The organism is Streptomyces sp. NPDC024632 (genome assembly GCF_055559175.1).
The window spans coordinates 1-26,350 of sequence record NZ_JBVHLD010000025.1; the positions used below are offsets into that span (position 1 = coordinate 1).

Consider the following 26,350-nt stretch of genomic DNA (forward strand, 5'->3'; position numbering starts at 1 on the left):
CCCCCCCCCCCCCCCCCCCCCCCCCCCCCCCCCCCCCCCCCCCCCCCCCCCCCCCCCCCCCCCCCCCCCCCCCCCCCCCCCCCCCCCCCCCCGCTGCGTGTCAGCCGCCGATCGCGATCGAGAACAGGTGCATGGCGACCTGGTGGTCGACCTGCGTCTTGCTCACGTTGGGCAGGGTGATCGCCTGGACGGTCTTTCCGGGCAGCAGGTCCACGGTGGCCGCGGAGATGTGCACGGTCTGCTGCTGCTGTCCGCCGCCGTTGTTGAGGTAGGGCGTGCTGGCGGCGAAGTCGCTGCCCTGCGACGGTGATCCGGCCCACCAGTCGGACAGGGCCAGCGCGTAGGTCTGCGTGGTCCCGTCGGTGTAGACGATGGTGCCGGTGCCGGAGGTGGCGCCGAAGGCGCTGGTGCCGACAAAGCCCAGCTTGGTGCCGGTGCCGGTGATCTCGACGGCCTGGCCGCCGGCCACGGCGTTGTCGGGGTCCCCGGTGCCCGCGGTGGCGGGCCAGGGGAAGGACACCCCGTCGTGGTCGGTGTTCTGGCCCGCGTGCCAGCCCAGGGCGGCCAGCGCCTGGAGCGAGAAGCTGGCGCCCTCGCCGTCCAGGCTGCCGGTCGTGGTGTGGGCGTCGTCGCTGATGCCGGAGTTGTTGTAGGCGGCGGTCAGTGACGCGTACGGCACGGTGACGGGGGCCTGGGCGCTCTCCTCCCCGGAGGGGGTGATGACGGTGGCGTCCAGGGTGAAGTTGTCGGGGTCCGCACCGGCCGGGACGGTCACCTGCCAGGTGGTGGTGGCCTTCTGGCCCGCGCCGACGGTGTCGAAGGTCGCCGGGCTGGTGGCCGTGGCCGTCCAGCCCGCCGGGGTGGCGAGCGTGACCGACACGTTCCGCACCGCGGACGCGGCGCCGTTGGTGTAGGTGGTGGTCGCGGTCAGGGTGCTGCCCGCCTTGGCGATCGGCAGCGCCTTGAGCGTAAGGGTGCCGCGGACCACGACCGGGGTGGAGCCGGTGACGCCGCCCACGGTCGCCGAGACGGTGGCGACGCCGTCGGCCACGGCGTGCACCAGGCCGTTCTTGTCGACGGTGGCGACCGCCGGGTCACTGCTGCGGTACGTGACCTTGGCGGTGGACAGGTCGACGAAGGACTGGTCGTTGTTGACGGCCTCCACGACGTCGTCCGCGGTGACGGACAGGTCGCGCTGTTCCTTCGCCGGGTTGGTGTCGTCCTTGATCCACTTGTTCTTGCCGGTGAGCGAGAAGGTCTGGCCCGCGTCGTGGACGACGCTCTCGGGCTGCACGGTGACGTAGCGCACCTTGGGCGTCAGAGTGCCGCTGATCCTCACGTTCGCGGTGCCCGCCGGGTGCGCGGAGTCCGGGCCGAGCCGGAACGCGTAGGTGCCGTTGTAGACGGTCTGCCGGGAGCTCTTGGCGTCCCAGAAGGACAGGTCGGCGGCCTTGACGGTGATGGTCAGGTGCTGGCTCTTGCCGGGCCCCAGCACCTTGGTCTTGGCGAAGCCCGCCAGCCGCTTGGCGGGCAGTTCCACGCCGGGGACGGTGAAGGGGGTCGCCGCGTAGAGCTGCGCGACCGTGGCGCCCGCCGTCTTGCCGGTGTTGGTGACGTCCACGCCGATCTTCACGGTGCCGTCCGGCGTGATCTGCGTCTTGTTGGCGCTGACCGAGGTGAAGGAGAAGGAGCTGTAGCTGAGTCCGTAGCCGAAGGGGTACGTGGGGGCGCCGGTGAAGTACTGGTACGTACGGCCGAGGCCGCCGGTGGCGCTCGGGGTCAGCCCGTAGTTCTGCTTGTCGGGGAGCTGTGAATCGTCCTTGTACCAGGTGAAGTTGAGGTGCCCGGACGGGTTGACGTCGCCGAAGAGCACATGGGCGAGCGCGGTGCCCTGCGACTGGCCGTTGTAGCCGCTGAAGACGATCGAGGAGACCGGTGAGCCGGCGGCGGCCTCCTTCTGGATGTCGACCGGGCCGTCGGACTGGATGACCAGGGCGAGCTTGTCGGTGCCGAGCGCCGACGTCTGGTCGATCAACGACTGGTAGTTGCCGGGCATGTTCAGGTTGTCGCGGTCGTTGCCCTCGTCGCCGTTGGCCTGGGTGGTGCCGACGAACAGCACCACGAGGTCGGCGGCCTTGATGTCGGCCTTGGTCTTGTCGGAGAGCACCGCGGCGCCGGTGCCGGTGGACGAGGTGCCCGCCGCGTCGTAGACCACGGACGCCGTGGGGTCGATCGCGTGGATCTCGTTCTGGATGCCGCGCAGCGGGCTGGTCCGGTAGGTCGGGTCACCCGAGTACAGGCCGAGCGTCGCGGTGTTGGCGAGGTCGCCGAGGACGACGACCTTCTTGGTGGTGGCGGGGTCGGCGGGCAGCAGTTTGCCGCCGCCCGAGGCCCGCTTGTCGTTCTTCAGCAGCACCAGGGAGTTGTCGGCGACCGTGGTGGCGAGCGCCTGGTGGGCCGGGCTCTCGATCTGGTCCTTGGTGATGTTCGTGTACGACACCGCGCTCGCCGGGTCGAACTCGCCGGTCTCCATGCGGATGGTGAAGACCTTCACCAGGGCGGTGTCGACCACGCCCTCGCTGAGCGCGCCCGCCTCGATGGCCTCCTGGATGTTGGCGGTGGTCGCCTCGTCACCCGTGCAGTTGAGGTCGGTACCGGCCCGCAGCGCGTACGCCTGGCCGCCGGCCTGCCCGGACATCGTCGTGCCGGTGGCGGTCTCGGTCCACGTCGGGTTGTCCTTGTGGTCGGTGGTCCAGCCGGGCGGCGCCCAGTCGTGACCGCCGGGGAACTGCCGCCAGTTGGTGCTGACCGCGCCGCAGTCGGAGGTGATGTACCCGTTGAACCCGTAGGTGCGCTGGGCGAGTTGGTTGGTGGTGTAGGTGTCGGAGACCGACGGGGTGCCGTTGATCGCGTTGTACGACGTCATGAGCCCGGACACGTGCGCGTCCTCGATCAGCGAGCGGAACTGCGCGGTGTAGTAGTCGCGCAGGTCGGTGTCGTTGACGTCGGAGCTGATGCCGGTGCGGTTGTCCTCGACGTTGTTGAGCGCGTAGTGCTTGGCGGTGGAGGCGACCTTCAGATAGCCGGTCTTCGAGGTGCCGTCCGGGTTGTTGCCCTGGTAGCCGTCGACGAACTGGCCGGCCATCTGCCCGACGAAGTACGGGTCCTCGCCGAACGCCTCGTCGGTCCTGCCCCAGCGCGGGTCGCGGTCGAGGTTGACTGTCGGCGCCCAGTAGGTCAGCGAGCCGTAGTCGTCGGCGGACGGGCCGAGGTTGTTCTGGCCGGTGCCGAAGAGCGACTTGTCGACGAAGCCGCGCACCTCGTCGGAGATCGCGGTGCTCTCCTGGTAGAGCAGCGCCGGGTCCCAGGACATGGACGAGGCGAAGTTGGTCGGGAAGCTGGTGGCGTGGACGCCGCCCTGCGCCCCGCCGTTGTTCTGGTTGGCCCCGAGGGTGTTGACGCCGTGCTGGCCCTCGCTCCAGTACGTGTACTGCTGGACGCCCAGCCGGGGGATGGCGGGGCCGCTGTTGGTGCTGAGCTGCTGGACCTTCTCCTGCAAGGTCATCCTCGACACCAGGTCGGCGGCCCGCTCCTGGAAGGAGTAGTGGGTGTCGAGGTAGACCGGGGTGGCGGCGACCGCCTCCTGTGGGGTGTTCGCGGCCGCGCTCGGGCCGAAGCCCGCCGTCAGTCCGATCGCACACGCCATGGCGCAGACCGCGGCCAGTCCCGCGCGTCGGCGCTTTCGCTCGTCCATCCTGCCTCCGTCGTCATCGAGCAGCATCGAGCAGATGCCGGTACCGACTTCGGTGCAAGTCCGAAGGAAGTCCGGGTCTCGCGTCATCAGTTGGGCAGTGTGTTGCCATCTTTGACGCAGCGTCAAGACAAAGAACGCGATCGGACCGGCATTTTTTGACTTCTCGCTGCAAAAAGCTGGAAGCGGGCTGCTCACCGGCCTGTGCCCGGAGCCGGTCCGGGCTCGGGTCGCGGTCAGGGCCGCTCGCGCCCGCGCAGCCGCGGGGTGAACGTGGCGTGGAAGATGGTCGACGCGGCGCCGACGGCGGCGGCCTCGGCGCTCAGCACCGAGCGCTCCACCTCGACCCGGCGCAGCCTGCGGGCGGTGGGGAATTCGTTGACGGCGCGGCCGATCTCGTCCAGGTAGAAGTCGGCGACGTCGTCGGTGAAGAACGGGCCGCCGAGCACGATGAGGTCGATGTCCAGGAGGTCGACCAGGCCGAGCGCGCCGCGTCCGACGGCGCCCGCCACCTCGCGCAGCGCGGCCGTCGCGGCCGGGTCACCGGCCGCCGCGGCCCGGCCGACCTCCCGGTAGGCGGCGGTGCTGCCGCGGGCGGCGTCGGCGGCGGGCAAGCCGCGGCGGACCGCGAAGTCGGTCACGGAGACCGGCGGATTGCACTCGGGCAGCAGCTCGGGCCGCCCGTCGGCGTCCACCCGGCCCAGCGCGATGGCGCAGAGCTGCCCAAACTCACCGGCGTTGGCGCTGACGCCCCGGTAGAGGTCGCCGTTGAGGTAGAGCCCGGAGCCGACGCCCGTACCGAGGTAGAGGTACGCGAAGTCGCGGGCCCTGCGGTCGCGGCCGATCCACCGCTCCCCCGCCGCCGCGGCCAGCGAGTCCTTCTCGATGATCACCGGGCACGGGAAGTGGTCCTTGAGCAGGTAGAGCAGCGGAAGGTCGTTCCAGGCCGACAGCAGCGGCGGGCCGAGCACCGTACCGGAGGCGATGTCGACCGGGCCCGGCACCGCGACGCCGATGCCGAGGAAGCCGTCCTCGCGGACCGCGCCGCCCGCCTTTTGCAGCGTCTCGCGGCCCAACTCGACCACCTGCGCGACGAATTCGGCCGGGTCGATGTCGGCGCTCACCGGCCGGGTGCGGGTGCAGACGATCGCGCCGTCGAGGTCGATGACGACGGCGGTCAGCACCTCGGGGTCGATGTGCAGGCCGAGCGCGTGCGCGGCGGTGCCGCTGAGCCGCACCGGGGTGCGGGGCTTGCCCGAGGTGGCGCGCCGCTGCGCGTCCTCGACGAGGATGCCGCGGTCGAGCAGCGAGCGGGCGATCCGGGAGACCGACTGCTGGGTGAGTCCGGTGCGGTGGGCGATCTCGCCGCGGGTGATGGTGCCGGACAGCCGGACGGTCTCGATCACCACGCACTCGTTGAAGGAGCCGAGGTCGATCTGGTTGACGCCGCTGAACGAGGGCGGGTGCGCGACGGCCTCGGGGGTGTGCGGGGCGCGCAGGTGGCCCGCGACGTTCTCGCGCAGCCAGCGGACCGGGCCCGGCGCGCCCGCGGTCTGCCGTTCCAGCGCGGCGACCAGGTCGAGGTAGACCCGCCGGGAGGACTCGGGGTGGCTGGTGCTGTCCAGGGCGATCATGGCGCGCAGGAAGCCGCGCCAGGTGGAGCGGGCCGGGAGCTGGTGGAAGGTCACCGGCGTGGTGCCGGGCGGGGGCGCGGAGATCCGGCCGGTCTCCCAGAGGGTGATCGCGTGCAGGGCGATGTCCGGGTGGTGTTCGGCCGCCGCCGCGAGGTAGCCGGTGAGCCCGAGCGGCGGCGGGCCGCCGGGGTCCGGGGCCACGGCCAGGCGCATCCCGTCGAGGGCCCGGCCGAGTCCGGCCAGGACGTCCTCGCCGATGACGGTGGCCGCGGGTCCCGGCGCCGGGGCCGCGGCGCGGGTGCCGGCGAGTAGGACGGCGCCGCGCGCGTCGGCGTACAGGCCCATCACCCACACGTCGGTGCCGGGCAGCGGCGGTCTGGTCGGTACGTGCGGGGCGGGTGTCGTCTCGTCCGCGGTGAGCTGCCAGCGGCGTCTGATCGCGGCCACCGTGGCGTGGGACAGGCCCAGTTCGCGGGCGATGGCCCGGCTGGCGCCGCTGCCGCCGGGCGCGAGCAGTGCCCGGGTGACCACCTCGGCCTCGTCCACGGTGGCGGGTCTGCCGGTGCGGGGCCGCTGTTCGAGGCCGCGCAGCCCCGCGCTCTGCCAGCGGTGCCGCCAACTGCCCACGGTCTGCCGGGAGACGCCGAGCCGCCGGGAGATCTCGGCGTCCCGCAGTCCTTCGGTGGCGAGCAGGACGACCCTGGCGCGGGTGGCGAGCGGACCGTCGCCCGCGGCCCACTGGCGCAGCAGGTCCCGCGTCCGCGCGTCCGGCGGTCCCGGCGGGCGCCGCTCGTCGGGGAAGGTGGGCAACGCCCTTTCCTGCGAGGGCACTTCGGAGAGCGGCGAGTGGGGTGTTTCAGGCAACGCGGCCCTCCTGGCCTTCGCGGGGGCGGATCAGCCGCAGGGTGAGGACCTGGAACGGGCGGAGCGTCAGCGGGGTGCGTCCGTCGTCGTGCGGGTGGTCGGCGAGCCGTTCCTCCAGCAGGTCCGTCTCCTGGACGGCCGTCGCGAGGAAGCCCGCGGTCAGGACGGTGCGGGCCCGCCCGCCGCGCGACTCGTACAGCCGGACCACGACGTCGCCGCTGCGGTCGTCGGCGAGTTTGACCGTCTCGACCACGACGTCGGGGTGGTCGAGGGTGACCAGCGGCGGCGGTGACGCCGCGTCAGAAGTGTTGCCGGGAGGGGAATCGGATCGGGTGACGGTGCCGGTGTCCGGGCCGGGGCGCAGCGGCAGGTGCAGCGCGTAGCCCTCGGAGACGGCGTCGTCCACGTCGGCGCCGGGCCGCAGCCGGTGCCGGAAGCGCTGGAGTCCGCGGTCGGCGTGCGGGTCGGGGCTGCGCGGGGCGCGCAGCAGCGTGCTGCGCACGACGGTGGTGGTGCCGCCGTCCTCGCGGGTGTGCCGTGTCACGTCGTAGCCGTACGTCGAGTCCCCGGCGAGCGCGACGCCCCAGCCGTGCTCGCCGACGTGGATCCAGCGGTGCGCGACCGACTCGCGGCGGGCCGCGTCCCCGTCGGTGTTCCCGTGGGTGGGGCGCGCGACATGGCCGAACTGCGTTTCCGCGCGGCTGTGTTCCGCGTGCACGTCCAGCGGCCAGGCGGCCTTGAGCACGGTGTCCTGCTCGCGCCAGTCGACCTCGGTGTCGACGGTCAGCGCGTGGCTGCCCGCGGTGAGCGTCAACTCCTGTACGACGGTGGAGCGTCCGGTGCCGCGCAGTATCCGCAGCCGGGCCAGCAGCGGTCCCGCGGCGGTGACCTCCACCCGGTCGGCCCGGTCCAGATCGCGGGACCCGGCCGCCGGGGCGTAGTGCGCCGCGCTCCAGCCGCCGGGCTCATCGCGGTGCAGCTGGAGCAGATTGCCCGCCGCGCCGGGCGCGATGGCCTCGCGTCCGGTGCCGAGGTCGGCGGCGGACCGCACCAGACCGGCCGCGTCGACCCGTATGCGCAGCAGCCCGTTGTCCAGGACGTGGCCGCCGTCCGCGCCCGCCGTCACGGTGACCGGGGCGAGGTCGCCGAGCGCGATGCCCGCGGGTCCTGAGCCGTGCGCCGGGGCCTGCGCGAGGACCGCGAACCGGCCGTCGGACAGCGGCTGTACGGTGCCGGGCCGCGCCGCACGAGGCTGTACGGTGCCGGGTCGGGCGGTGCCGGGCTGTGCGGTGCCGGGCTGTGCGGTGCCAGGCTGTGCGGCGTCGAGGGGAAGAGTGCCGGTCAGGAGCGTGCCGGGCACCGGGCCGTCCTCCGGTTCGAGGACGACGACCTCGCGGCGGGCCCGCGGCCCCGCGTTGAGCACGGTCGCGCCGTCCGGGTCACCGACCGCCCGCCGGATCAGCCGCTCCAGCCTGCGCCGTACGTCCCGGTGGGTCTGCTCGGCCTCCTCGTGCACCCAGGCGATCGACGTGCCGGGCAGGATGTCGTGGCACTGCTGGAGCAGCACCTTCTTCCACAGCCGCTCCAACTCGTCGTAGGGGTACGGGATTCCGTGCCGTACGGCGGCGGTCGCCGACCACAGCTCGGCCTCGTGCAGCAGCGCCTCGCTGCGCCGGTTGCCGCGCTTGGTGCGCGCCTGGCTGGTGTACGTGCCCAGGTGCGGCGCGAGGTCGAGTTCGCCGCGCCACACGGGGGCGGCCGGATGCTCGGCCTGGGCGTCGCGGAAGAAGCGGGCCGGGGCGCCGAGGGTGACGCGCGGCGCGCCGTCGAGGTCGGCCAGGCGGCGGGCGCGCTCCAGCATCGACCGGTCGGGGCCGCCGTCGCCGCGGCCGAAGGGCAGCAGGGAGCGGGTGGCGTCACCCTTGTCGGCGAAGTCGTCCACGGACCGTACGAGGTCGCCGCCGGTCAGCGCCGGGTCCTCGGTTCCGCGTTCGCCGTCGGTCCCGACCGGAGCGAGGTGCGCGAAGAGCCTGGTGCCGTCCAGGCCCTCCCAGCGGAAGGTGTGGTGCGGCAGTGCGGAGCCGCGGCCGGGCTCGGGGCGGCGGCCGAGGAACCAGCGGGCGCCCGCGAGCGCGGCGAGCTGCGGGAAGGCCGCGGACGCGCCGGAGGCGCCGGGCAGCCACACGCCGTCGGTCTCGGTGCCCAACTCGTCGCGGAAGAAGCGCCGTCCGTGCACGAGCTGGCGCACCAGCGCCTCGCCGCCGGGCAGTTCGGTGTCGGCCTCCACCCACATGCCGCCGACTGGCGCCCAGTTGCCGTCCGCGACCGCCTTGCGTATCCGCTCGAAGACATGCGGCTGGTGGTCCTTCATCCAGGCGTAGTGCTGCGCGCTGGAGGCGGCCACGACCAGTTCGGGGTACTCGTCGGCGAGCGCGGCCATCGTGCTGAAGGCGCGGGCGCGTTCGCGGACCGTCTCGCGCACCGGCCACAGCCGGGCGGAGTCGAGGTGCGCGTGGCCGACGGCGGTCACGGTGTGCGCGGACTCGTGGGCGCGCTGGGCGAGCACGTCGGTCAGCAGCGTACGGGCGTATCCGGCGGTGCGGCCGACGGCCCGCGGGTCGACGGCGTCCAGGGCGCGTTCCAGCGCGAGCCGGATCTCGTGCCTGCGCGGCTGCTGTTCGGGCAGCGCGCGCATCAGCCCTTCGAGGGTCTGCACGTCGTGGACGAGCTGCCAGACGTCCTCGTCGCGCACGGCGAGGTCGGCGCGGCGCAGCCGGTACAGGAGGGTGTCGCCCGCGGTGGCCGGGTCGCCGTACCGGGTGCCCGCGCCGCTGCCCGCCGCGATCCGCGGGTTGGCGGCGGCCTCGACCAGCAGCCGTACGGACGAACCGGCGGTGGCGGAGCCGGCGATCAGGACGGCGCCGAGGCCGGGGTGCAGGCCCTGGAGCGGGATGCCGTGCGCGTCGTGCACCAGGCCCTCGGCCGGGCCGCCGGAGGCCCCGGTCCAGGCCCCGGTTCCCTCCCCCGTCCCGTCGTCGGGCCCCGAGCCGAGGTCGAACAGCGCCTCGACCCGCCGCCCGGCCCAGCGCTCCGGCACGGTGGCGTGGACGCTGAACCAGGTGGTCGCCCAGGGGCGCCCCCACGCCTCGCCGACGGCGAACGGCGTGTAGTCGGCGCGCAGCGCGACCTCGGCGGGGACGGGCTCGCCCGCGATGTGCCAGGCGCCGACGTCCATGGGCAGCTTCTGCGGGTAGAGCGCGGGGCGCAGCCGTTCGGCGAGGAATGCGGCTATGCGCTCTTCGCCGGACTTCATCCGGTCATGCATCGGCAGCCCTTCCTGTCCAGCCAGTAACCGCCATGTAAAACCATGTGTGTTATCAAGTCAACGCCTCGCGCGAATTCCTTCTTCTCGCAGGTCGTGACCTGCAACTATCAAATTGTCAGGCTAATTTGGAACCGAAAAGGGAGTCAGCCGTCAGTTAATTCGCCTGACACCGGGAACGGCAAAAGGCGGCAGGAAGGGCCGTGGCCCTTCCTGCCGCCCTCGGTGGAATTACGGTGTCACGGAATCCACCCGCGCGGGCCGCTCGCAGCCGCTGGTGACCGGCAGCGCCGTCCCGTCGTGCGCGGCGTCCAGCAGTGTCAGCATCACGTCCAGTACGTGCTGGGCGAGTTCGGCCGACGCCAGGTGCGGGCGTCCGGAGGCGACGGCGGCGGCGAGGTCCGCGAGGCCGGTGCCGCGCCCCGCGCCGCGGTATCCGGCCGAGACCGGCAGCGGCTGCCACGTACCGTCGGTGAACAACTCGACCTGGCCGTCGAAGCCGTTGGGGTCGGGGACGGACAGCGAGCCCTCGGTGCCGTACACCTCGATCCGCGGCAGCCGGGCGGCGTGGATGTCGAAGCTCATGATCAGCGTGGTGAGGGCGCCGCCTTCGTGCTGGAGGACGCCGGTGACGTGGGTGTCGACCTCGACGGGGAAGCGCGCCCCGGCGCGCGGGCCGCTGCCGATGGCGCGTTCGGCGCGCGGGGTGGCGACGGCGCCGGTGACCTTGACGACCGGGCCCAGCAGGTGGACCAGCGCGGACAGGTAGTACGGGCCCATGTCGAGCAGCGGGCCGCCGCCGGGCCGGTAGTAGAACTCCGGGTCCGGGTGCCAGGCTTCGTGGCCCGCGGTGGTCATGAAGGCGGTCGCGGCGACGGGCGTGCCGATCAGCCCGTCGTCCACGGCCTTGCGGGCGGTCTGGGTGCCGGTGCCGAGTACGGTGTCGGGCGCGCTGCCGACCCGGACGCCCGCGGCGCGCGCGGCGGCGAGCACGGCGGCGGCCTCCTCGCGGGTGGCGGCGAGCGGCTTCTCGCCGTAGACGTGCTTGCCCGCGGCGACCGCGGCCAGCGCCACTTCGGCGTGCACGGCGGGGACGGTGAGGTTCAGGACGGCGTCCACGTCGTCGCGCGCCACCAACTCCGCGACGCTTGCAGCCACTTCGGCGCCCGCGCGCTCGGCGGCCTCCTTGGCCCGGCCGGGGTCGAGGTCGGTGACGGCGGTCAGCCGCAGCCCTTCGAGCCCGGCGATGGTGTCCAGGTACTGGCCGCTGATCTTGCCCGCGCCGACCATGCCGATCCTCAACGGCTCGCCCACAGCAGTCCCCTCTCGGTCAGCGCCCGCACCTCGGGCACGTCGAAGTCGTCGGCCTTGTGCCCGATGGCGGACACGAACACCCGTCCCGCGCCCTGCCTCCTGGTCCACACCGCGGGCATCACGACCGGGTGCGCGCGCTCGCCGTCCGGCGGGAAGGTCGTGGTGGCCAGCACGTCGATGTCGGGGTCGGTGGCCAGCCAGTACTGCTCGGTGTGCACGTCGAAGTCGCCGATCCCGGCGATCACCGGGTGGTCGGCGCGCTCGGGCCGCACATGGACCCGGTAGTCGAGGAATCCCGCCGGGTGCATGAGGAACTGACCGCCGGTCAGGAACTGGTAGTCGACGTCGCCGCGGAAGGAGTCGACGATCCCGCCGTGCCAGCCCGCGAAGCCGGTGCCCGCCCTGACCGCCTCGGCCAGGCCCCTGGTCTGCTCGCCGCTGATCTCGCCCATCGTCCAGCACTGGACGACGAGGTCGGTGGCGGCCATCAGCTCCCGGTCGGCGTAGACGTCGAGCGACTGCGCGGTCTCGACGGTGAAGCCCTCGTCCTTGAGGAAGGGCAGGAAGAGGTCGGTGATCGCGATCGGCGCGTGGCCCTCCCAGCCGCCGCGTACCACCAACGCCCGTCGTGCGGACCGCTCCCGGCCGGCCCTGTCCTGGTCGGCTCCGGCTCCGGGTTCACCGGCTCTGATCGGATTCGTCACGGGCGTTGCACGCTCCCATCGGTGTTGCGCAGCAGGGCCCAGCGGTCGTGGGCCAGGGGTTCGGGCACGGGGTGACGGCGGGCGGCGGCCTCGTCGAAGTCCACTCCGTGGCCCGGGGTGTCATGGGGCACGAGGCCGCCCGCGGACGCGGTGACCGTGCCGGGGAACACCTCGTGGACGGGCGGCCTGAAGACCGCGGCCTCCTGGACGCCGAAGGCGTGGCTGGAGATGTCCATGGCCAAGGTGGCGGCCTGGGCGACCGGGCTGACGTCGGCGGGGCCGTGCGGCGCGAGCCGGACACCGCGCAGTTCGCAGAAGGCCGCGATCTTGCGGGCGGGGGTGAGGCCGCCGAGGGTGGGGACGCGGATCCGCGCGAAGTCGATGTCGGGGCCGTCCAGCAGGGCGGTGAACTGGGCGGTGTCGTGCAAGAGTTCGCCGACCGCGAGCGGTACGGGCGAGGCGTCGTGCAGCCGCTTGAAGTGCCGGGTGTCCTCGGGCGCGAGCAGGTCCTCCACGAAGTACAGTCCGGCGTCCTCGACCCTGCGCAGGAAGTCCCTGGCCTGCCGGGGGTCGAGCCGTTCGTGCACGTCGTGCAGCAACTCGACGTCGTCGCCGACGAGTTCGCGCACGCGGGTGAGAACGCCCGGCACGTGCCGCAGATAGCCCGCGCTGTCCCAGGGCGCGCGCCGCTCGCGTACCGCGTCGGCGTCCGCGGTGCCGCCGCCGGAGGCGCCGTAGGTGTCGGCGCCCGGCACGGCGGCCTGGATCCGGACGTGCCGGTAGCCGTGTTCCCTCGCGGCCTGGACCTTGTCGGCGATCTCGGCGGCGTCGCGGCCGTCGACGTGCGTGTACGCCTCGGCGAAGGCGCGGACCTTGCCGCCGAACAGCGAGTGCAGGGGCGCGCCGAGGCGCTTGGCCTTGAGGTCCCACAAGGCGACGTCGATGCCGCCGAGCGCGTTGCCGGTGACCGAACCGCCGCGCCAGTAGGCGCTGTTGAGGATCAGCCGGTGGATGTCCTCGATGTCGTCGGGGTCCCGCCCGGTGAGCAGCGGGGCGAGGTAGTCGTCGAGCACCGAGCGGACGGCCAGCGTGCGCTGGGGGTCGCTGGCGCAGCCGAGGCCGTAGAGGCCCGGTTCGCCGGTCTCGACGCGGACGATGAGATGGGGGCACCCGTGGGGGGCGGTCAGAAAGGTGCGAACGGCCGTGATGCGGATCTTGGCGCCGCGCTCGTCGACCCAGGGGGCCGGGGCGAGCGGTGCGGGGCCGGCATCAGGCAATGCCATACGAACTCCCACGTACAGGTAACGGAATGACGTACCGGTATCCGAACGTAGAGAGGGCATTCCGAGTTTGTCAATCACTTTGACAAACTCGGAACGACCGTAACCCCCGCCACGCGGGACACACAAGGGGTCGGCACGTCCCGGTCGGCCGGACGGCCCGTCAGGCCGGGCCCGACAGCGCGTCAGGCCCGGCGGCAGGCGGGCGGCCCGTGCCGGTTCAGCGGCCGGCCCGCGGCCGGTCGGCGCGGTGGCGGCGGCCGGTCAGTGCTGGCCCAGCCGTTTGAGCAGGGTGCTCAGCGACTGCGCGGCCTCGGTGACCGCCTGCGCGACCTCCTCGACCCGCGCGTCGTCCATCCGGCTCTTGGGCGCCGAGCAACTGATCGCGTCCTCGCCCTGGCCGCCGCCGAGCGCGACCGCGACGCAGCGGATGTCGACGGAATTCTCGCCGTCGTCCGCCGCCCAGCCGCGCAGCCGCGCCTCGGCCAACTGGGCCAGGAACGCGTCGGGATCGACCACCGTGGTCGGGGTCATCCGCTCCAGCGGCCAGTCCAGCCGCCGCTGCACCTCGGCGTGGTCGTACTGCGAGAGCACCGCCTTGCCGAGCGCCGTGGCGTGCGCGGGGAGCCTGCGGCCGACCGCGGAGTACATCCGCAGCGCGTGCCGCGACTCGCGTTTGGCCAGGTAGACGACGTGCGTGCCGTCGAGCCTGCCCAGGTGCACGGCCTCGCCGGTCTCCTCGGCCAGCGCGTCGAGCACCGGCCCCGCCAGGCTGGTGACGTCGTCGCCCTCCAGGTAGGCGGTGCCCGTCAACAGCGCCTTGAGACCGAGGCTGTAGCGCGTCCCTGACGGGTCGAGATCCACCCACCGGCGCGCCTGCATCGTGCGCAGGATGGCGTGCAGGCTGCTCTTCGGCACCGCCATCGCCGTCGCCATCTCCGCCAGCGAGAGCCGGGCGCCGTCCGCGCCGAGCAGTTCGAGCACTTCCAGTACCCGAGCTGCGGACTTCACCTCTTCGGGCTTCCGCCCGCGCGCCGCTTCTGCCACCGATTCCACCGATCCTCCGCTCCCCGCCGCCGATGCACGACGCATAAGAGTGCCCACTCCCATCGCGGCGTGCGTCTTGACGCTATATCAAACACGACCCTAAGTTCAGTCACTCCAACGTCATTCGGTCTTCTGAACGGTCGAATCCTAGGTAGGGGCCCATGAACACACCATTCGCACGTTTTACCCCGAAGACGAGACTCGCCGCAGCCGCTGTGGCCACCGTCCTCTCGCTGAGCCCGCTGGCCGCCTGCGGCGGCGGCTCCTCCGGATCGGGGGACAGCAAGTCGCTGGAGATGTGGACCTTCAAGCAGTCGCACGTCGCCGGACTGCGCAACGCTGCGGCCGAGTTCAAGAAGCAGACCGGCATCACCGTCAAGATCGAGGCGTACGGACCGGACGACGCGTACAGCACCAAGCTCCAGGCCGCCGCCAAGACCCACGACCTGCCCGATGTGCTGGAGACGCACTCCGACGGCGAGGACCTGGTGCTCGGCGCCACCGGCATAGCCAAGGACATCGCGGGCGACGTCGACGCCGCCTGGAGCGGCCTGTACCAGAAGGGCGTCCAGGTCTCGGGCACCGTCACGGACGCGAAGTACACCGAGTCCAAGCCCGCCGACTCCAAGACGCACGGCGTGAGCAAGGGCCAGCGCTTCAGCGTGCCCTTCACCTCCGGGACCTTCGGCATCGTCATGGCCAACAAGAAGATGCTGGCCGCCGCCGGGATCACCAAGGCCCCCGCGAACTGGGACGAGTTCCTGGCCGACCTGAAGGCCACCACCACCAAGGACCCGAAGAACGGCGGGGTCAGCCTCGGTCTGAAGGTCAAGGCGACCGGTCTGACCTGGGTCCTCCAGCCGCTGGCCTTCGCCCAGTTGGGCAAGGAGAAGTACCAGGCGCTGTTCGGCAAGGACGCCGGCGCGGACTTCTCCTCCGCCGACGGCACCAAGGTCCTCACGCAGTACGCGCAGCTCCAGCCGTACTGGATGCCGGGCACCCAGACCCTCGACATCGACGCGGCCGACCAGGCGTTCGCCCAGGGCAAGTCGGCCTTCGACATCGGCGGCACCTTCACGCTGGCCTTCCTCCAGCAGAACGGCATGAACCCCGACGACGTGATGGCCTTCGGCCTGCCCTCGCCGGGCGACGGCGCGGTGCCCCACCGGGCGCTCGGCCCGCTGGCGCTCACCGGTCTGACGGTCACCTCCACCAGCAAGCACCCGGACAACGCCGAGAAGTGGATGAAGTTCCTGGCGCGGCCCGACATCGCCTCGAAGTTCGCCAAGGACGCCACCGACGTGCCCGCCACCGAACTCGGCGCGGACGCCGCCTCGGTGATGGGCCCGACGCTCGCCGACATGCTGAAGACCTTCGTCGGCACGCCGGAGACCACCTACGACCCGAGCGACAACACCTTCCGGCCGCCGACGTACGACCAGGACTCGATGGGTGAGGTGCTGGCCGACCTGACGCCGCTGAAGCAGAAGAGCGTGGACCAGACCGGCAAGGCGATGGCCAAGCTCAACAACTCCTTCTGGGCGACGTCCAAGTGACCACCGCACCCCGTCCCACACTCACGGAGACGGCCGGCGCCGGCCGGGGAGGCGATCCCCGGCCGGCCGCGGGCGCCGCCGCCGGCCGCGGCGCGCGCCCCCCGCGCCGCCGCGGCTACGAGGCCGTCTCCGGTTACCTGTTCGTCGCCCCCGCCGTCGTGCTCTTCGCAGTCATGGGCCTGTACACCGTCGGCTACGGCTTCCTGCTGAGCTTCGCCCGCTGGAACGGCTTCGCGCCGCACTGGGACTGGGTCGGCCTCCAGAACTACAAGGACCTGCTCTGGCAGAATCCGGCCTACGCGCCCCGGCTGCACCACGCGGCGCTCCACACCCTGTACGTGATGATCGCCGTCCCGCTGCTGACCGTCGCGGTGTCCTTCCCGCTGGCGATCCTGCTCAACTCCGCCAAGCGGATGCAGGGCGTGCTGCGTTCGGTGTACTTCGTGCCGTACGTCACCAGCGGCATCGCCGTCTTCTTCGCCTGGCAGTACATCCTCCAGCCGGACGGCGCGGTCAACACCCTGCTCAGCAGCGTCGGCATGGGGTCGCTCGCGCAGCCGCAGGGCTGGCTCGGCAACCCGCACACCGCGCTGCCCACGATGATCGTGGTCACCGTGTGGGGGGCGGTGCCGGTCGCGATGCTGATGTACCTCACCGGTCTTCAGACCATCGACCGCAGCGTGATGGAGGCCGCGCAGCTCGACGGCGCCGGATGGTGGCGGACGAACATGTCGGTGGTGTGGCCGCTGGTCCGGCCGATCACCTCGATCGTCGTGCTGCTCAATCTCCGCGACTCCCTCCAGGGCTTCCAGACCTTCCTGGTGATGACCAACGGCGGTCCCGGAGACCACACCAACGTCCTCGGCCTCGAGGCGTACCGGCTGGCCTTCCTCAAGGACCTGGCGCCGACGCTCGGCCTGGCGAGCGCCCTCGGCTGGCTGCTGTTCGCCGCCGCCGTGGTGCTCGCCCTGATCAACCTGCGAGTCATGCGGAGCAGAACATGACGACGAACATCTCCGGCGCGGGCCCCTCGCGCACCACAGGACCCGCCTCGCCGGCCAGGGCCGCCGTCTCGCGCGCCGCCGCGCGCTGGACCGTCGGCATCCTGCTGACGCTCTACGGCCTGGTCAGCGTCTACCCCTTCCTGTGGATGGTCTCGGCCGCCTTCAAGGACCAGGTCGAGGTGGTACGCGGCGGCCATCTGATCCCGCACCACCCGACGCTGGACACGCTGACTCACACCTGGAACCAACTGCACTTCTTCCACTACTTCCTGAACAGCCTTCAGGTCACCGCGCTCACCGTGGTGCTGACGCTCGGGGTGTACGCGGCGGCCGGATACGCCTTCGCGGTGCTGGACTTCCCCGGCCGCGGCCTGCTCCAGAAGCTCTTCGTCGCGCTGCTGTTCGTGCCCGGCATCACGGTGATGCTGCCGATCGTGCTGCTGGAGAACAAGATGGGCATCCTGGGCACGCACATCGGTCTGGTGCTGCCCTTCGTCAACGGCGGCGCGCCGCTGTCGGTGCTGCTGATGACCGGCGCCTTCAGCGCCGTGCCACGGGAGTTGCGGGAGTCGGCGCGGGTCGACGGCGCCAACGAGTTCCACATCTTCACCCGGATCTATCTGCCGCTGGCCCGGCCCGCGCTGATCACGGTGGCGCTGCTCACCGCGATCCCCACCTGGAACGAATATCTGCTGACGCGGGTGTCGCTCAACGACGAGAGCACGTACACGCTGCCGCTCGGGCTCCAGACGCTCGCCTCGTCGAACGTGCCGCACTACAACAACCTGATGGCGGGCGCGCTGATCGTCGTCATCCCGGTGGCGCTGCTGTTCCTGAGCCTCCAGCGCTACTTCGTCAACGGCCTGGTCGGGGCGGTGAAGGGCTGATGCGCGTCCTGATCACGGGGGCCGCCGGACACATAGGCGGCCATGTCACCGCGGCGCTGCTGGCCGCCGGGCACGACCTGGTGCTCACCGACCTGCTGCCGGTGACCGAGCCGCGCGCCGCGCGCGTGCACACCGGCGACCTCCAGGACCCGGAACTGGTCCGCGAGGCCATGGCGGGCGCGGAGGCGGTGGTGCACCTCGGGGCGATCCCGCACCCGAACGACACCGACCCGAGCACGCTGTTCGCGCACAACTGCCTGACGGCGCACCGGGTGTTCGAGGAGGCGGGCCGGGCCGGGGTGCGCCGGGTGGTGGCCGCCTCCAGCATGGCCGCGGTGGGCCTGGCCTGGTCACCGGTGCCGGTCTCGCCGTCCTACGTCCCGCTGGACGAGGCCCATCCGAGCGTGCTGCGCGACCCGTACGGCCTGTCGAAGGCCGCGCTGGAGGAGGTGGCACGCACCGCACACCGGCGCTGGGGCCTGGACGTGGTCTGTCTGCGGCTGCCCTTCACCGGGACCGGCGACCGGCTCGGCCACTTCCTGGACGCCTGCGCCGCCGACCCGGCCGGTCAGCGGCACGACCTGTGGGGCTGGCTGCACACCCTGGACGCGGCCGAGGCGGTACGGCGCGCGCTGGAGACCGAGCTGACCGGCTGTCACATCGTCAACGTCACGGCCGCCGACACGACATCCGCGCTGCCGTCCGCGGAACTGATGGCCCGTCACCATCCGGGGGTGCCGCTGCGCAGCGGCCTCCCGGACCACGCCTCGCTCTTCGACACGGCCGCCTGCACGGAGCTGCTGGGCTTCACGCCCCGGCGCACCTGGCGTACGGCCGGAGCGGAGCGCCGTACCTGACCCCTCCCCCACGTCCCCCACGGCTTTCCCGCGAGCACTCGCCCTCCCGCATCCGCCCGCCCATTCCGGCCCCCGCCCGCCCACGGCAGAAGGAAACGCAACTGTGCATGACGACCGGCACATCGTCGAAGAGCGGATCACCAAATTCCTCGCTCAGGTGGTCCGTCCCGCCCTCTACAGTGACGCGCTGACCCTCGATCTCGCCGCCTGGCAGGTGCCGGGCGAACCCGTACCGGTGGCCGACGCGCTGGCCGCGACGTACGCGCCCGCCGCGATCGGCGACACCTGGGGCGGTCCGTGGTCGACGACCTGGCTGCGGGCGACCGGCCGGATACCGGCGGCCTGGGCGGGCCGCCGGGTGGAGGCCGTCTTCGACCTCGGCTTCGACCCGACGAAGGGCCCCGGCGGCCAGGCCGAGGGCTTCGTCCACGACGCGGCGGGCGCACCCGTACAGGGCCTGCACCCGCACCACCGCTCGGTGCTGCTCGCGGAGCCCGCCGCGGGCGGCGAACCGGTCGAGCTGCTGGTGGAGTTGGCCGCGAACCCGATGATCGAGGGCGCGCTCGCGGTCGGCACGCACTACGGCTCGCGGGACACCGCGGGCGAGGAGCACCTGTACCGGCTGCGCGCCGCCGAGATCGCGGTGCGCGAGGACGCGGTGTGGCACCTGCTGCACGACATGGAGGTGCTGGACGAGCTGATGCGCGAGCTGCCGGCAGACGGGTCGCGGCGGCACGAGATCCTGCGGGCGCTCCAGCGGGCGGTCGACGCGGTCGACGTGCGCGTGGTCGCGGGCACCGCGCAGGCCGCCCGCGACCGGCTGACGGACGTGCTGTCCCGGCCCGCCCACGCCTCCGCGCACACCGTCACCGCGGTCGGGCACGCCCATATCGACTCGGCGTGGCTGTGGCCGGTCCGCGAGACGGTCCGCAAGTGCGCCCGGACCTTCACCAATATGACGACGCTGGCCCAGGAGTACCCGGAGCTGGTCTTCGCCTGCTCCTCCGCGCAGCAGTACGCGTGGATGAAGGAGCGCCGCCCCGAAATCTTCGAGCGGATCAAGAAGGCGGTGTCCGACGGCAATTGGGCGCCGGTCGGCGGCATGTGGGTGGAGGCGGACGGCAATCTGCCCGGCGGTGAGGCGCTGGCCCGCCAACTCGTCTACGGGCGGCGGTTCTTCGCCGAGGAGTTCGGCATCCCGCAGGACGGCGTGTGGCTGCCCGACTCCTTCGGCTACACCGCCGCGTACCCGCAGCTCGCCGCGCTGGCCGGGGCCCGCTGGTTCCTCACCCAGAAGCTCTCGTGGAACGAGACCAACCGGCTGCCGCACCACACCTTCCACTGGGAGGGCATCGACGGCACCCGGATCTTCACCCACTTCCCGCCGGTCGACACCTACAACGCCTCCCTGACCGGCGCCGAACTGGCCCACGCCGAGCACAACTTCGCCGACAAGGGCGCCGCCACCCGCTCGCTCGCCCCCTTCGGCTTCGGCGACGGCGGCGGCGGGCCGACCCGCGAGATGCTGGAGAAGGCGCGGCGGCTGCGCGACCTGGAGGGCTCCACCCGCGTGGAGGTCGGCGACCCCTCGGCCTTCTTCGACGAGGCGCGCGAGGAGTACGAGCGGTTGCCGGTCTGGCGCGGCGAGCTGTACCTGGAGAATCACCGCGGCACCTACACCAGCCAGGCCCGTACCAAGCGCGGCAACCGGCGCGCGGAGGCGCTGCTGCGCGAGGCCGAGCTGTGGTCGGCGGCGGCCACGGTCCGCGGCGGCGCCCCCTACCCGTACGAGCGGCTGGAGTCGATCTGGCGGCGGGTGCTGCTGCACCAGTTCCACGACATCCTGCCGGGCTCCTCGATCGCCTGGGTGCACCGGGAGGCGGAGGCCGTACACCGGGAGTTGCAGGCCGAGTTGGCCGAGGTGATCGAGGCCGCGGTGGGCGCGGGGACGGGCGCGGGACCCGCCGGTTCGGGGCCCGCCGACTCGGGACCCGGCGGTTCGGGACCCGCCGGCTCAGGACCCGCCGACTCAGGACCCGTCTTCTACAACGCCGGGCCCTACGCGCGCCGCGAGGTGGCCGTCCTGCCCGCGGGCACCCCCGCCGCCGACGGCCAGCCGCTGTCCGACGGACGTACCGCCGTCCTCGTCGAGGCCCCCGCCTTCGGCACCGGTCAGGCCGTGCGCTCCGCGCTGCCCCCGGTCTCGGTCACCGAGGACACCACCGGGATCACCCTCGACAACGGGGTGCTGCGGATACGGATCGACGCCGACGGCCTCGTGCGGTCCGCGTACGACCTGCGCGCCGGACGCGAGGCGATCGCCCCCGGCGCGGCGGGCAATCTGCTGCAACTCCACCCGGACGACCCCAACCGGTGGAGCGCCTGGAACATCGACGGCTACTACCGGGACACCGTCCGCGACCTCACCGCCGCCGACGCCGTCGAGGTCACCGAGGCCGGGCCGCTGCTCGCGTCGGTGCGCGTCACGCGCTCCTTCGGCGGCTCGCACTTCGCGCAGGACCTGCAACTCACCGCCGGAAGCGCCCGGTTGACCGTCCGAACCGACATCGACTGGCAGGAGCGGGACACCCTCCTCAAGGCCGCGTGGCCGCTGAACGTGCACGCGGAGCGCGAGAGCGCCGAGATCCAGTTCGGGCACGTCCAGCGCCCCACCCACGAGAACACGAGCTGGGACGCCGCCCGCTTCGAACTCTGGGCCCACCGCTGGGTGCACGTGGGCGAGCACGGCTGGGGAGCCGCCGTCGTCAACGACTCCACCTACGGCCACGACGTCTCGCGCCTGACCCGCGACGACGGCGGTACGACCACCACGCTGCGGCTGTCGCTGCTGCGCGCGCCGCACAGCCCCGACCCGCAGGCCGACCGGGGGCGGCACTCCTTCGCCTACGGCCTGGTGGTCGGCGCCGGGGTCGGCGACGCCGTCGCCTCCGGCTACTCCTTCAACCTGCCGCTGCGGCCGGGCAGTTCGGCGTCGACCGGCGGGGCCGCCGCCGGGCCGTCGTTCGTCACCGTCGACAACCCCGACATCGTCGTGGAGACGGTGAAACTCGCCGACGACCGCGGCGGCGACGTGGTCGTCCGGCTCTACGAGTCGCGCGGCGGCGGCGCGCGCGGGGCGCTGCACACCGGCTTCCCCGTCGCCGCGGCGCACGTCACCGACCTCCTGGAGAGCCCCACCGATCCCCTCCCCCGGGCCGGGGACGGCTCCTTCCCGCTGGACCTGCGCCCGTTCCAGATCCTGACGCTCCGCCTGGCGCGTCCTTAGTGTCCGCCCGACGCGGGCCGGTTGCCCCCGCAGGCCCGTCGTGGCTGATCGCACCGTTCCCCGCGCCCCTCAAGACCTGGCGTACCGCCCTTCCCCCTGGAAACCGACCCTCCGTAGGAGAAGCCACATGAGACCCACCCTCGCACGATGGCTGCGGCCCCCCGCCGCGTTAGCACTGCTACTGCTCGCGGCCCTGCTGCTCCCTCCGTCGTCGCGGGCCGCCGCGGCGGCGCTGTATCCGCTGGGCGTCGGCGCCGACCTCGGCCCGAAACCGGTCACGCTGGGCCTGACGGCGAGCGCGGGCGACTCCGCCGACGGCCTGCGCACCGGTGAGAAGAACGGAAAGCCGTACTGGCAGACCGATGTGGCGGCCGGCACGGACTACATCAAGCTGGCGCTGGACCGGGAGTGGACCGACACCGTCGGCGGCGCCGGCCAGGTCACCGTGGCGGTGACGTACGACGACGCGCCCGACGGGACGACGCTTCGGCTGACGCGCGGCGCGAGCGACCTCGTCGGCGGCGTGCCGCTCACCGGAGCGGCCGGATGGACGACGGAAGCCTTCACCGTACCGGCGGACTTCGGGACGGAGGCGGGCCGTGAGCTGCGGCTGTCGGGGACGAAGGACGGGGCGCCCGCCGACGTGACGGTGGCGTCGGTGAGGGTCGCCGCGGGCCAGTCCGTGGACCTCGGCACCGCGGTCGACGCGCACGGCATCTCGCCGCGGGCGGGCGACAACGACACGCACCTGGTGACCGGCACGGAGGCGGGCCGCGGCTACTGGGGCACCGACCAGAGCCACCCGGGCGCCGAGACCGGCTTCTTCTACATGAACGTGGACGACACCGCGCTGTACGACAACCGCGACCCGGTCGCGGTCACCGTCGACTACCTCGACCGGGGCAACGGAGCGATCCAGCTCCAGTACGACTCCCCCGGCGACACGATCCCGGAGATGTTCAAGAACTCGCCGGTCTTCACCTACGGCGACTCGGGGACCTGGAAGACCCACACCTTCCTGCTGGACGACGCGATCCTCACCAACCGCTCCAACGGCTCGGACTTCCGCATCACCACCGGCGGCAGCCCGGCCGAACTGAAGGTCGCCCGCGTCTCGGTGACCGCGCTGCCGCGCGTGCTCGACCCGACGACCGGCCTCAAGCAGCTTGTGGCGCAGGCCGATCTGGCCTACCTCGCGGCCCGCGAGGGCACCCGCGACGGGCAGTACCCGGTCGGCGCGAAGGCCGCGCTCCAGCAGGCCGCCGACGCGGCCCGCGCGGTCGCGAACGGCACCGGCGTCACCGACGAGCAGGCCCGTACCGCCTTCCACGCGCTGGCCGCCGCGCTCGACGTCTTCCACGCCGCCGCCGTGAACACCGACCTGGCGCACCTGGGCACCGCCACCGCCTCGTCCACCGCCGCCGGGTCCGCCCCGGCCGCGGCGATCGACGGGAACGGCGGCAGCGCCTGGGTCAGCGGGGACGGCGGGACGGGCGAGACCTTCACCGTGGACCTGGGCGCGGCCAAGCGCTTCAACCAGGTCAAGGCCGGCTGGACCGGCGCCTTCTCCTCCGACTACACCGTCCAGGTGTCCACGGACGGGACGCGCTTCACAGACGTGGGCCGCACCGGGGCCGTCGGCGGCTCGGTGTTCACCACCGCCTTCGCTCCGACGACCGCCCGGTACGTCCGGCTGGCGATCCACGGGTACAGCGCGGGCCAGACCAAGGTGGGTCTCGCCGTCCTCGAGGTCCGCGACCAGCGGGTCGTCGCACCGCACCCGAAGCTGGTCACCACCCGCTACTCGACCGGCGCTCCGGTCGTCGCCGACTTCGACATCCGCGACTACGGCGTCGACACCTCGGGGAAGAGGGACGCGACCGCCGCCGTGCAGTCCGCGCTCTACGACTGCCAGGACGCGGGCGGCGGCACGGTGTGGCTGGGCGCGGGCACCTACCGCCTCACCACCACCGTGGAGGTCCCGGCCTTCTGCTCGCTGATCGGCGACCGGCGCGACCCGGACCGCGGGTCCGGCGGCTACGGCACGGTGATCCGCGCCGACCTGCCGCCGGGCGCCGACGGGCCGGTGCTCTTCCGGGTCGGCGGCAGCGCCTCCGTCCAGGGCCTGACCACCTACTACCCGCGGCAGAACGCGGCCCACCCGGTGCCGTACAACAACACCTTCGAGATTCCGGGTTCGGCCTGGCAGAGCGACGCGAATTTCATGATGAGCACGGTCGCGCACGTCACGATGCTCAACTCGTACAAGGGTGTCGGGGTCTCCACGAAGACCGACGACCGCGGCAGGCCCGCGGTGCAGGGCCAGGTGCACGAGTCGGCGACGCTCGCCGACATCAAGGGGACGGTGCTGTTCACCGGGGCCACCGGTTACAACGGCTCGGACGTCGGCACCTGGAGCGACATCACCTTCTCCAACTCCTACTGGGCGCACGCGCCTTCGGCGTACGACCCGCCCGCGCGGTCGGCGCTCGACCGGTGGACGCGGGCCAACGGCACGGGACTCGTCCTCGGTGACCTGGAGTGGGACCAGTTCTCCCGGATCTCGCTGTCCGACTACCGCACCGGCATCCAGGTCGTGAAGGGCCAACGGGCGGCTTTCGTCGGCGCGTTCCAGCAGACTCGGGTGGTGCGCACCGATGTGGCCCTCCAGGTGGACGACATCGACACCCGCTGGGGCATGACGGTGGCCGGGGGCACGCTCCAGGGCAGCGTCGCGTCGATCCGCAACGCCACCAAGGGATTTGTGAAGGTCACCGGCACGGCGCTGGACGGCGCGACCTCCGGCACGGTCGTGACGATGCCCGGTCCCGTACCGGTCCGGGCCGCCGCACCCGACCTGCCCGCGCCTCGCGGGCACGCGCTGTACGCGGCGGGCGCCGTCCCGCACGGGGTGGGCTACCAGCCCGCCGCCGACGCCACCGCGGGCATCCAGCGGCTGCTGGACCGGGCGGGCGCGCGGGGCGGCGGCACCGTGTACCTGCCAGCGGGCTGGTACCGGGTCGAGGGCCGGCTGCGGGTACCGGCCGGGGTCGAACTGCGGGGTGCCTCGTCCTCGCCGAACCGCGACGAGGACGGCGCCAGCGGCGGCACCGTGCTGTTCGCCTACGCGGGCCGGAACACCGCGAACGCCGACACCGACACCGCCTTCGTCACGCTCGCCGGAAACGGCTCGGGCGTGCGCGGTCTGCGGGTCTTCCACCCCGAGAACAACCCCGCGACCGGCTACGTCCCCTACCCGTACGACATCCGGGGCACCGGCCGCGGCACGTATGTGGTCGACGTCGGTCTGACCAACGCGTGGAACGCCGTGGACGAGGGCAATGACGGCTTCGTGGTGCACAAGCTGACCGGGGTCTTCCTCAACCGGGGCGTCACGGCGCGCGCGGGCCGCGGCGGTCTGGTCGACGGTGTGCTCAGCAACGGCAACGCGGTGAACCGCACCGGCTTCGGCATTCCCGGCTGGGGCCTCGGCAGCGATCTGTTCGCGCAGACCATCGACGGGTTCACCCGCAAGAACACCGACCTGGTGCATGTCGACGGCGCCCGCGGCCTGACGGTCTCGGACGTCTTCGGCTACGGCATGCACAACGGTCTGGTGGTCACCTCCGGTGACGTCCGCGCCTTCAACCTGGGCACGGACAACCTCGGCGACGGCGGTTACACCGTGAAGGCGGGCGCCTCAGCCGACGTCACGGCGGTCAACGTGCTGCGCTACAACGGCGCGACGTCCACCGGTCCCGCGAAGCTGCTGGGCATCATGGCGATCAACATGGTGCAGCAGTCGGTGACGGCCACGGCCGAGCCCGCGAGCGGCGGGAAGGTCACCGTCGGCGGGAACCAGACGGAGCCGGGCCGCTTCGAGCGCGGCGACACCGCGACCGTGACGGCCGTACCGGCGTCCGGCTTCCAACTGCTGGGCTGGACGCTCGACGGCGCCCAACTGCCCGACAGCGGGCCGACGGTCACCGTGCCGGTGACCGGGGACCGTACGGTCGTGGCGCGTTTCGGTCCGGTCGGCGTCAACTGACCGGCGGGCGGGCCCGGTCGACCGCCGTCGTGCGGCCGGCCGGGCCCGTCGTCGTGAGCGGGTGACCGCCGCGGTCAGGAGTGGGTGACCGGCAGCACGTCGGGCGAGAGCGTGCCCGCGCCCGCGGTCGCGCTGGTCATCCGGCGGCGGTGGTGACGGCGGCACAGCACCTCGTAGCCGACCTCGCCGGACCGGTCGACGTCGCCGATCACCACCTGCGCGCCCTCGACGACCATCACGCCGTCGACCGTACGGGCGTTGTGGGTGGCGCGCTCGCCGCACCAGCACAGCGCCTCGACCTGAAGGGCCTCGACCCGGTCGGCGAGTTCGATCAGCCGCTGCGAGCCGGGGAAGAGCCGGGTGCGGAAGTCGGTGGTGATGCCGAACGCGTGGACGTCCAGGTCGAGTTCGTCGACCACCCGCGCCAACTGGTCGATCTGCTCGGGCGCGAGGAACTGCGCCTCGTCCACGATCACGTAGTCCACCCGGCCGCCGCGGCTGAGCACGCCGACCACGTGGCCGTACAGGTCCATGCCGTCCGCGACCTCGACGGCGTCGGTGACCAGGCCGAGCCGCGAGGAGAGCTTGCCCTCGCCCGCGCGGTCGTCCCTGGTGAAGATCACCGACTGGAGGCCGCGAGCGGTGCGGTTGTGGACGATCTGGAGGGCGAGGGTGCTTTTGCCGCAGTCCATCGTTCCGGAGAAGAAGACCAGCTCGGGCATGGGAAGGACGACGGCCTTTCGATGGGGGGCGGGAAAGCGCGGGGGCGGGAAGCGCGGGGCGGGAGAGCGCGGGG

General features: G+C 72.6%; 14 protein-coding genes. 6 read left to right on the forward strand and 8 right to left on the reverse strand.

The annotated features are described in order from the left end of the window. Window positions 1–100: 100 nt before the first annotated feature. The 7 genes from ACZ37P_RS35620 to ACZ37P_RS35650 all read right to left on the reverse strand — a co-directional run bounded on the left by ACZ37P_RS35620 (window position 101) and on the right by ACZ37P_RS35650 (window position 13,880). Window positions 101–3,754: a glycoside hydrolase family 3 C-terminal domain-containing protein gene (locus tag ACZ37P_RS35620; RefSeq protein WP_467350567.1), complete on the reverse strand. Its 3,654-nt coding sequence runs from the start codon at window positions 3,752–3,754 to the stop codon at window positions 101–103. Window positions 3,755–3,987: 233 nt separating this feature from the next. Then, the gene (locus ACZ37P_RS35625) at window positions 3,988–6,249 is read right to left on the reverse strand and encodes an ROK family protein (protein ID WP_401857178.1); all 2,262 of its coding nucleotides are present in this window, start codon (window positions 6,247–6,249) and stop codon (window positions 3,988–3,990) included. Next, complete coding sequence (locus ACZ37P_RS35630; RefSeq protein WP_467350568.1) at window positions 6,242–9,574, reverse strand: alpha-mannosidase; 3,333 nt, start codon at window positions 9,572–9,574, stop codon at window positions 6,242–6,244. Before ACZ37P_RS35630 ends, ACZ37P_RS35625 begins: the two co-directional genes overlap by 8 nt. Before the next feature lie 228 nt (window positions 9,575–9,802). Further along, entirely contained in the window at window positions 9,803–10,885 is a 1,083-nt protein-coding gene (locus ACZ37P_RS35635; protein WP_467350570.1) for a Gfo/Idh/MocA family protein, read from the reverse strand. After that, window positions 10,870–11,505, reverse strand: coding sequence for a ThuA domain-containing protein (locus ACZ37P_RS35640; protein ID WP_467350652.1), 636 nt, complete (start codon window positions 11,503–11,505; stop codon window positions 10,870–10,872). Before ACZ37P_RS35640 ends, ACZ37P_RS35635 begins: the two co-directional genes overlap by 16 nt. Window positions 11,506–11,585: 80 nt before the next feature. After that, window positions 11,586–12,872, reverse strand: coding sequence for an enolase C-terminal domain-like protein (locus ACZ37P_RS35645; RefSeq protein ID WP_467350571.1), 1,287 nt, complete (start codon window positions 12,870–12,872; stop codon window positions 11,586–11,588). Between the two features lie 261 nt (window positions 12,873–13,133). Then, window positions 13,134–13,880, reverse strand: a complete 747-nt coding sequence (locus tag ACZ37P_RS35650) for an IclR family transcriptional regulator (RefSeq protein WP_355338424.1) — start codon at window positions 13,878–13,880, stop codon at window positions 13,134–13,136. 251 nt (window positions 13,881–14,131) lie between these two features. On the opposite strand from ACZ37P_RS35650, the gene ACZ37P_RS35655 reads away from it, so the two are divergent. The 6 genes from ACZ37P_RS35655 (at window position 14,132) to ACZ37P_RS35680 (ending at window position 25,554) form a co-directional block, all read left to right on the forward strand. Beyond that, window positions 14,132–15,472, forward strand: coding sequence for an ABC transporter substrate-binding protein (locus tag ACZ37P_RS35655; RefSeq protein ID WP_355338421.1), 1,341 nt, complete (start codon window positions 14,132–14,134; stop codon window positions 15,470–15,472). Further along, on the forward strand, window positions 15,469–16,476 hold the full coding sequence (locus ACZ37P_RS35660; protein WP_467350574.1) for a carbohydrate ABC transporter permease: 1,008 nt from the start codon (window positions 15,469–15,471) through the stop codon (window positions 16,474–16,476). Before ACZ37P_RS35655 ends, ACZ37P_RS35660 begins: the two co-directional genes overlap by 4 nt. Next, complete coding sequence (locus tag ACZ37P_RS35665) at window positions 16,473–17,363, forward strand: carbohydrate ABC transporter permease (RefSeq protein WP_391048933.1); 891 nt, start codon at window positions 16,473–16,475, stop codon at window positions 17,361–17,363. Before ACZ37P_RS35660 ends, ACZ37P_RS35665 begins: the two co-directional genes overlap by 4 nt. Next, complete coding sequence (locus ACZ37P_RS35670; protein WP_467350576.1) at window positions 17,363–18,220, forward strand: NAD-dependent epimerase/dehydratase family protein; 858 nt, start codon at window positions 17,363–17,365, stop codon at window positions 18,218–18,220. The genes ACZ37P_RS35665 and ACZ37P_RS35670 overlap by 1 nt, the downstream gene beginning before the upstream one ends. 103 nt (window positions 18,221–18,323) lie before the next feature. Further along, window positions 18,324–21,506, forward strand: coding sequence for an alpha-mannosidase (locus ACZ37P_RS35675; protein ID WP_467350578.1), 3,183 nt, complete (start codon window positions 18,324–18,326; stop codon window positions 21,504–21,506). Window positions 21,507–21,633: 127 nt separating this feature from the next. Beyond that, entirely contained in the window at window positions 21,634–25,554 is a 3,921-nt protein-coding gene (locus tag ACZ37P_RS35680) for a discoidin domain-containing protein (protein WP_467350580.1), read from the forward strand. A 74-nt stretch (window positions 25,555–25,628) separates the two neighbouring features. Here the strand turns inward: ACZ37P_RS35680 and ACZ37P_RS35685 are convergent, their stop codons facing one another. After that, complete coding sequence (locus ACZ37P_RS35685) at window positions 25,629–26,276, reverse strand: thymidine kinase (RefSeq protein ID WP_355338403.1); 648 nt, start codon at window positions 26,274–26,276, stop codon at window positions 25,629–25,631. Between the last annotated feature and the right edge of the window lie 74 nt (window positions 26,277–26,350).

Excerpts from the sequence above, each read along its gene's own strand:
- ACZ37P_RS35620 (WP_467350567.1), bottom strand. The coding sequence starts at position 3,754 with ATGGACGAGCGAAAGCGCCGACGCGCGGGACTGGCCGCGGTCTGCGCC.
- ACZ37P_RS35630 (WP_467350568.1), bottom strand. The coding sequence starts at position 9,574 with ATGCATGACCGGATGAAGTCCGGCGAAGAGCGCATAGCCGCATTCCTC.
- ACZ37P_RS35645 (WP_467350571.1), bottom strand. The coding sequence starts at position 12,872 with ATGGCATTGCCTGATGCCGGCCCCGCACCGCTCGCCCCGGCCCCCTGG.
- ACZ37P_RS35665 (WP_391048933.1), top strand. The coding sequence starts at position 16,473 with ATGACGACGAACATCTCCGGCGCGGGCCCCTCGCGCACCACAGGACCC.
- ACZ37P_RS35670 (WP_467350576.1), top strand. The coding sequence starts at position 17,363 with ATGCGCGTCCTGATCACGGGGGCCGCCGGACACATAGGCGGCCATGTC.
- ACZ37P_RS35680 (WP_467350580.1), top strand. The coding sequence starts at position 21,634 with ATGAGACCCACCCTCGCACGATGGCTGCGGCCCCCCGCCGCGTTAGCA.
- ACZ37P_RS35685 (WP_355338403.1), bottom strand. The coding sequence starts at position 26,276 with ATGCCCGAGCTGGTCTTCTTCTCCGGAACGATGGACTGCGGCAAAAGC.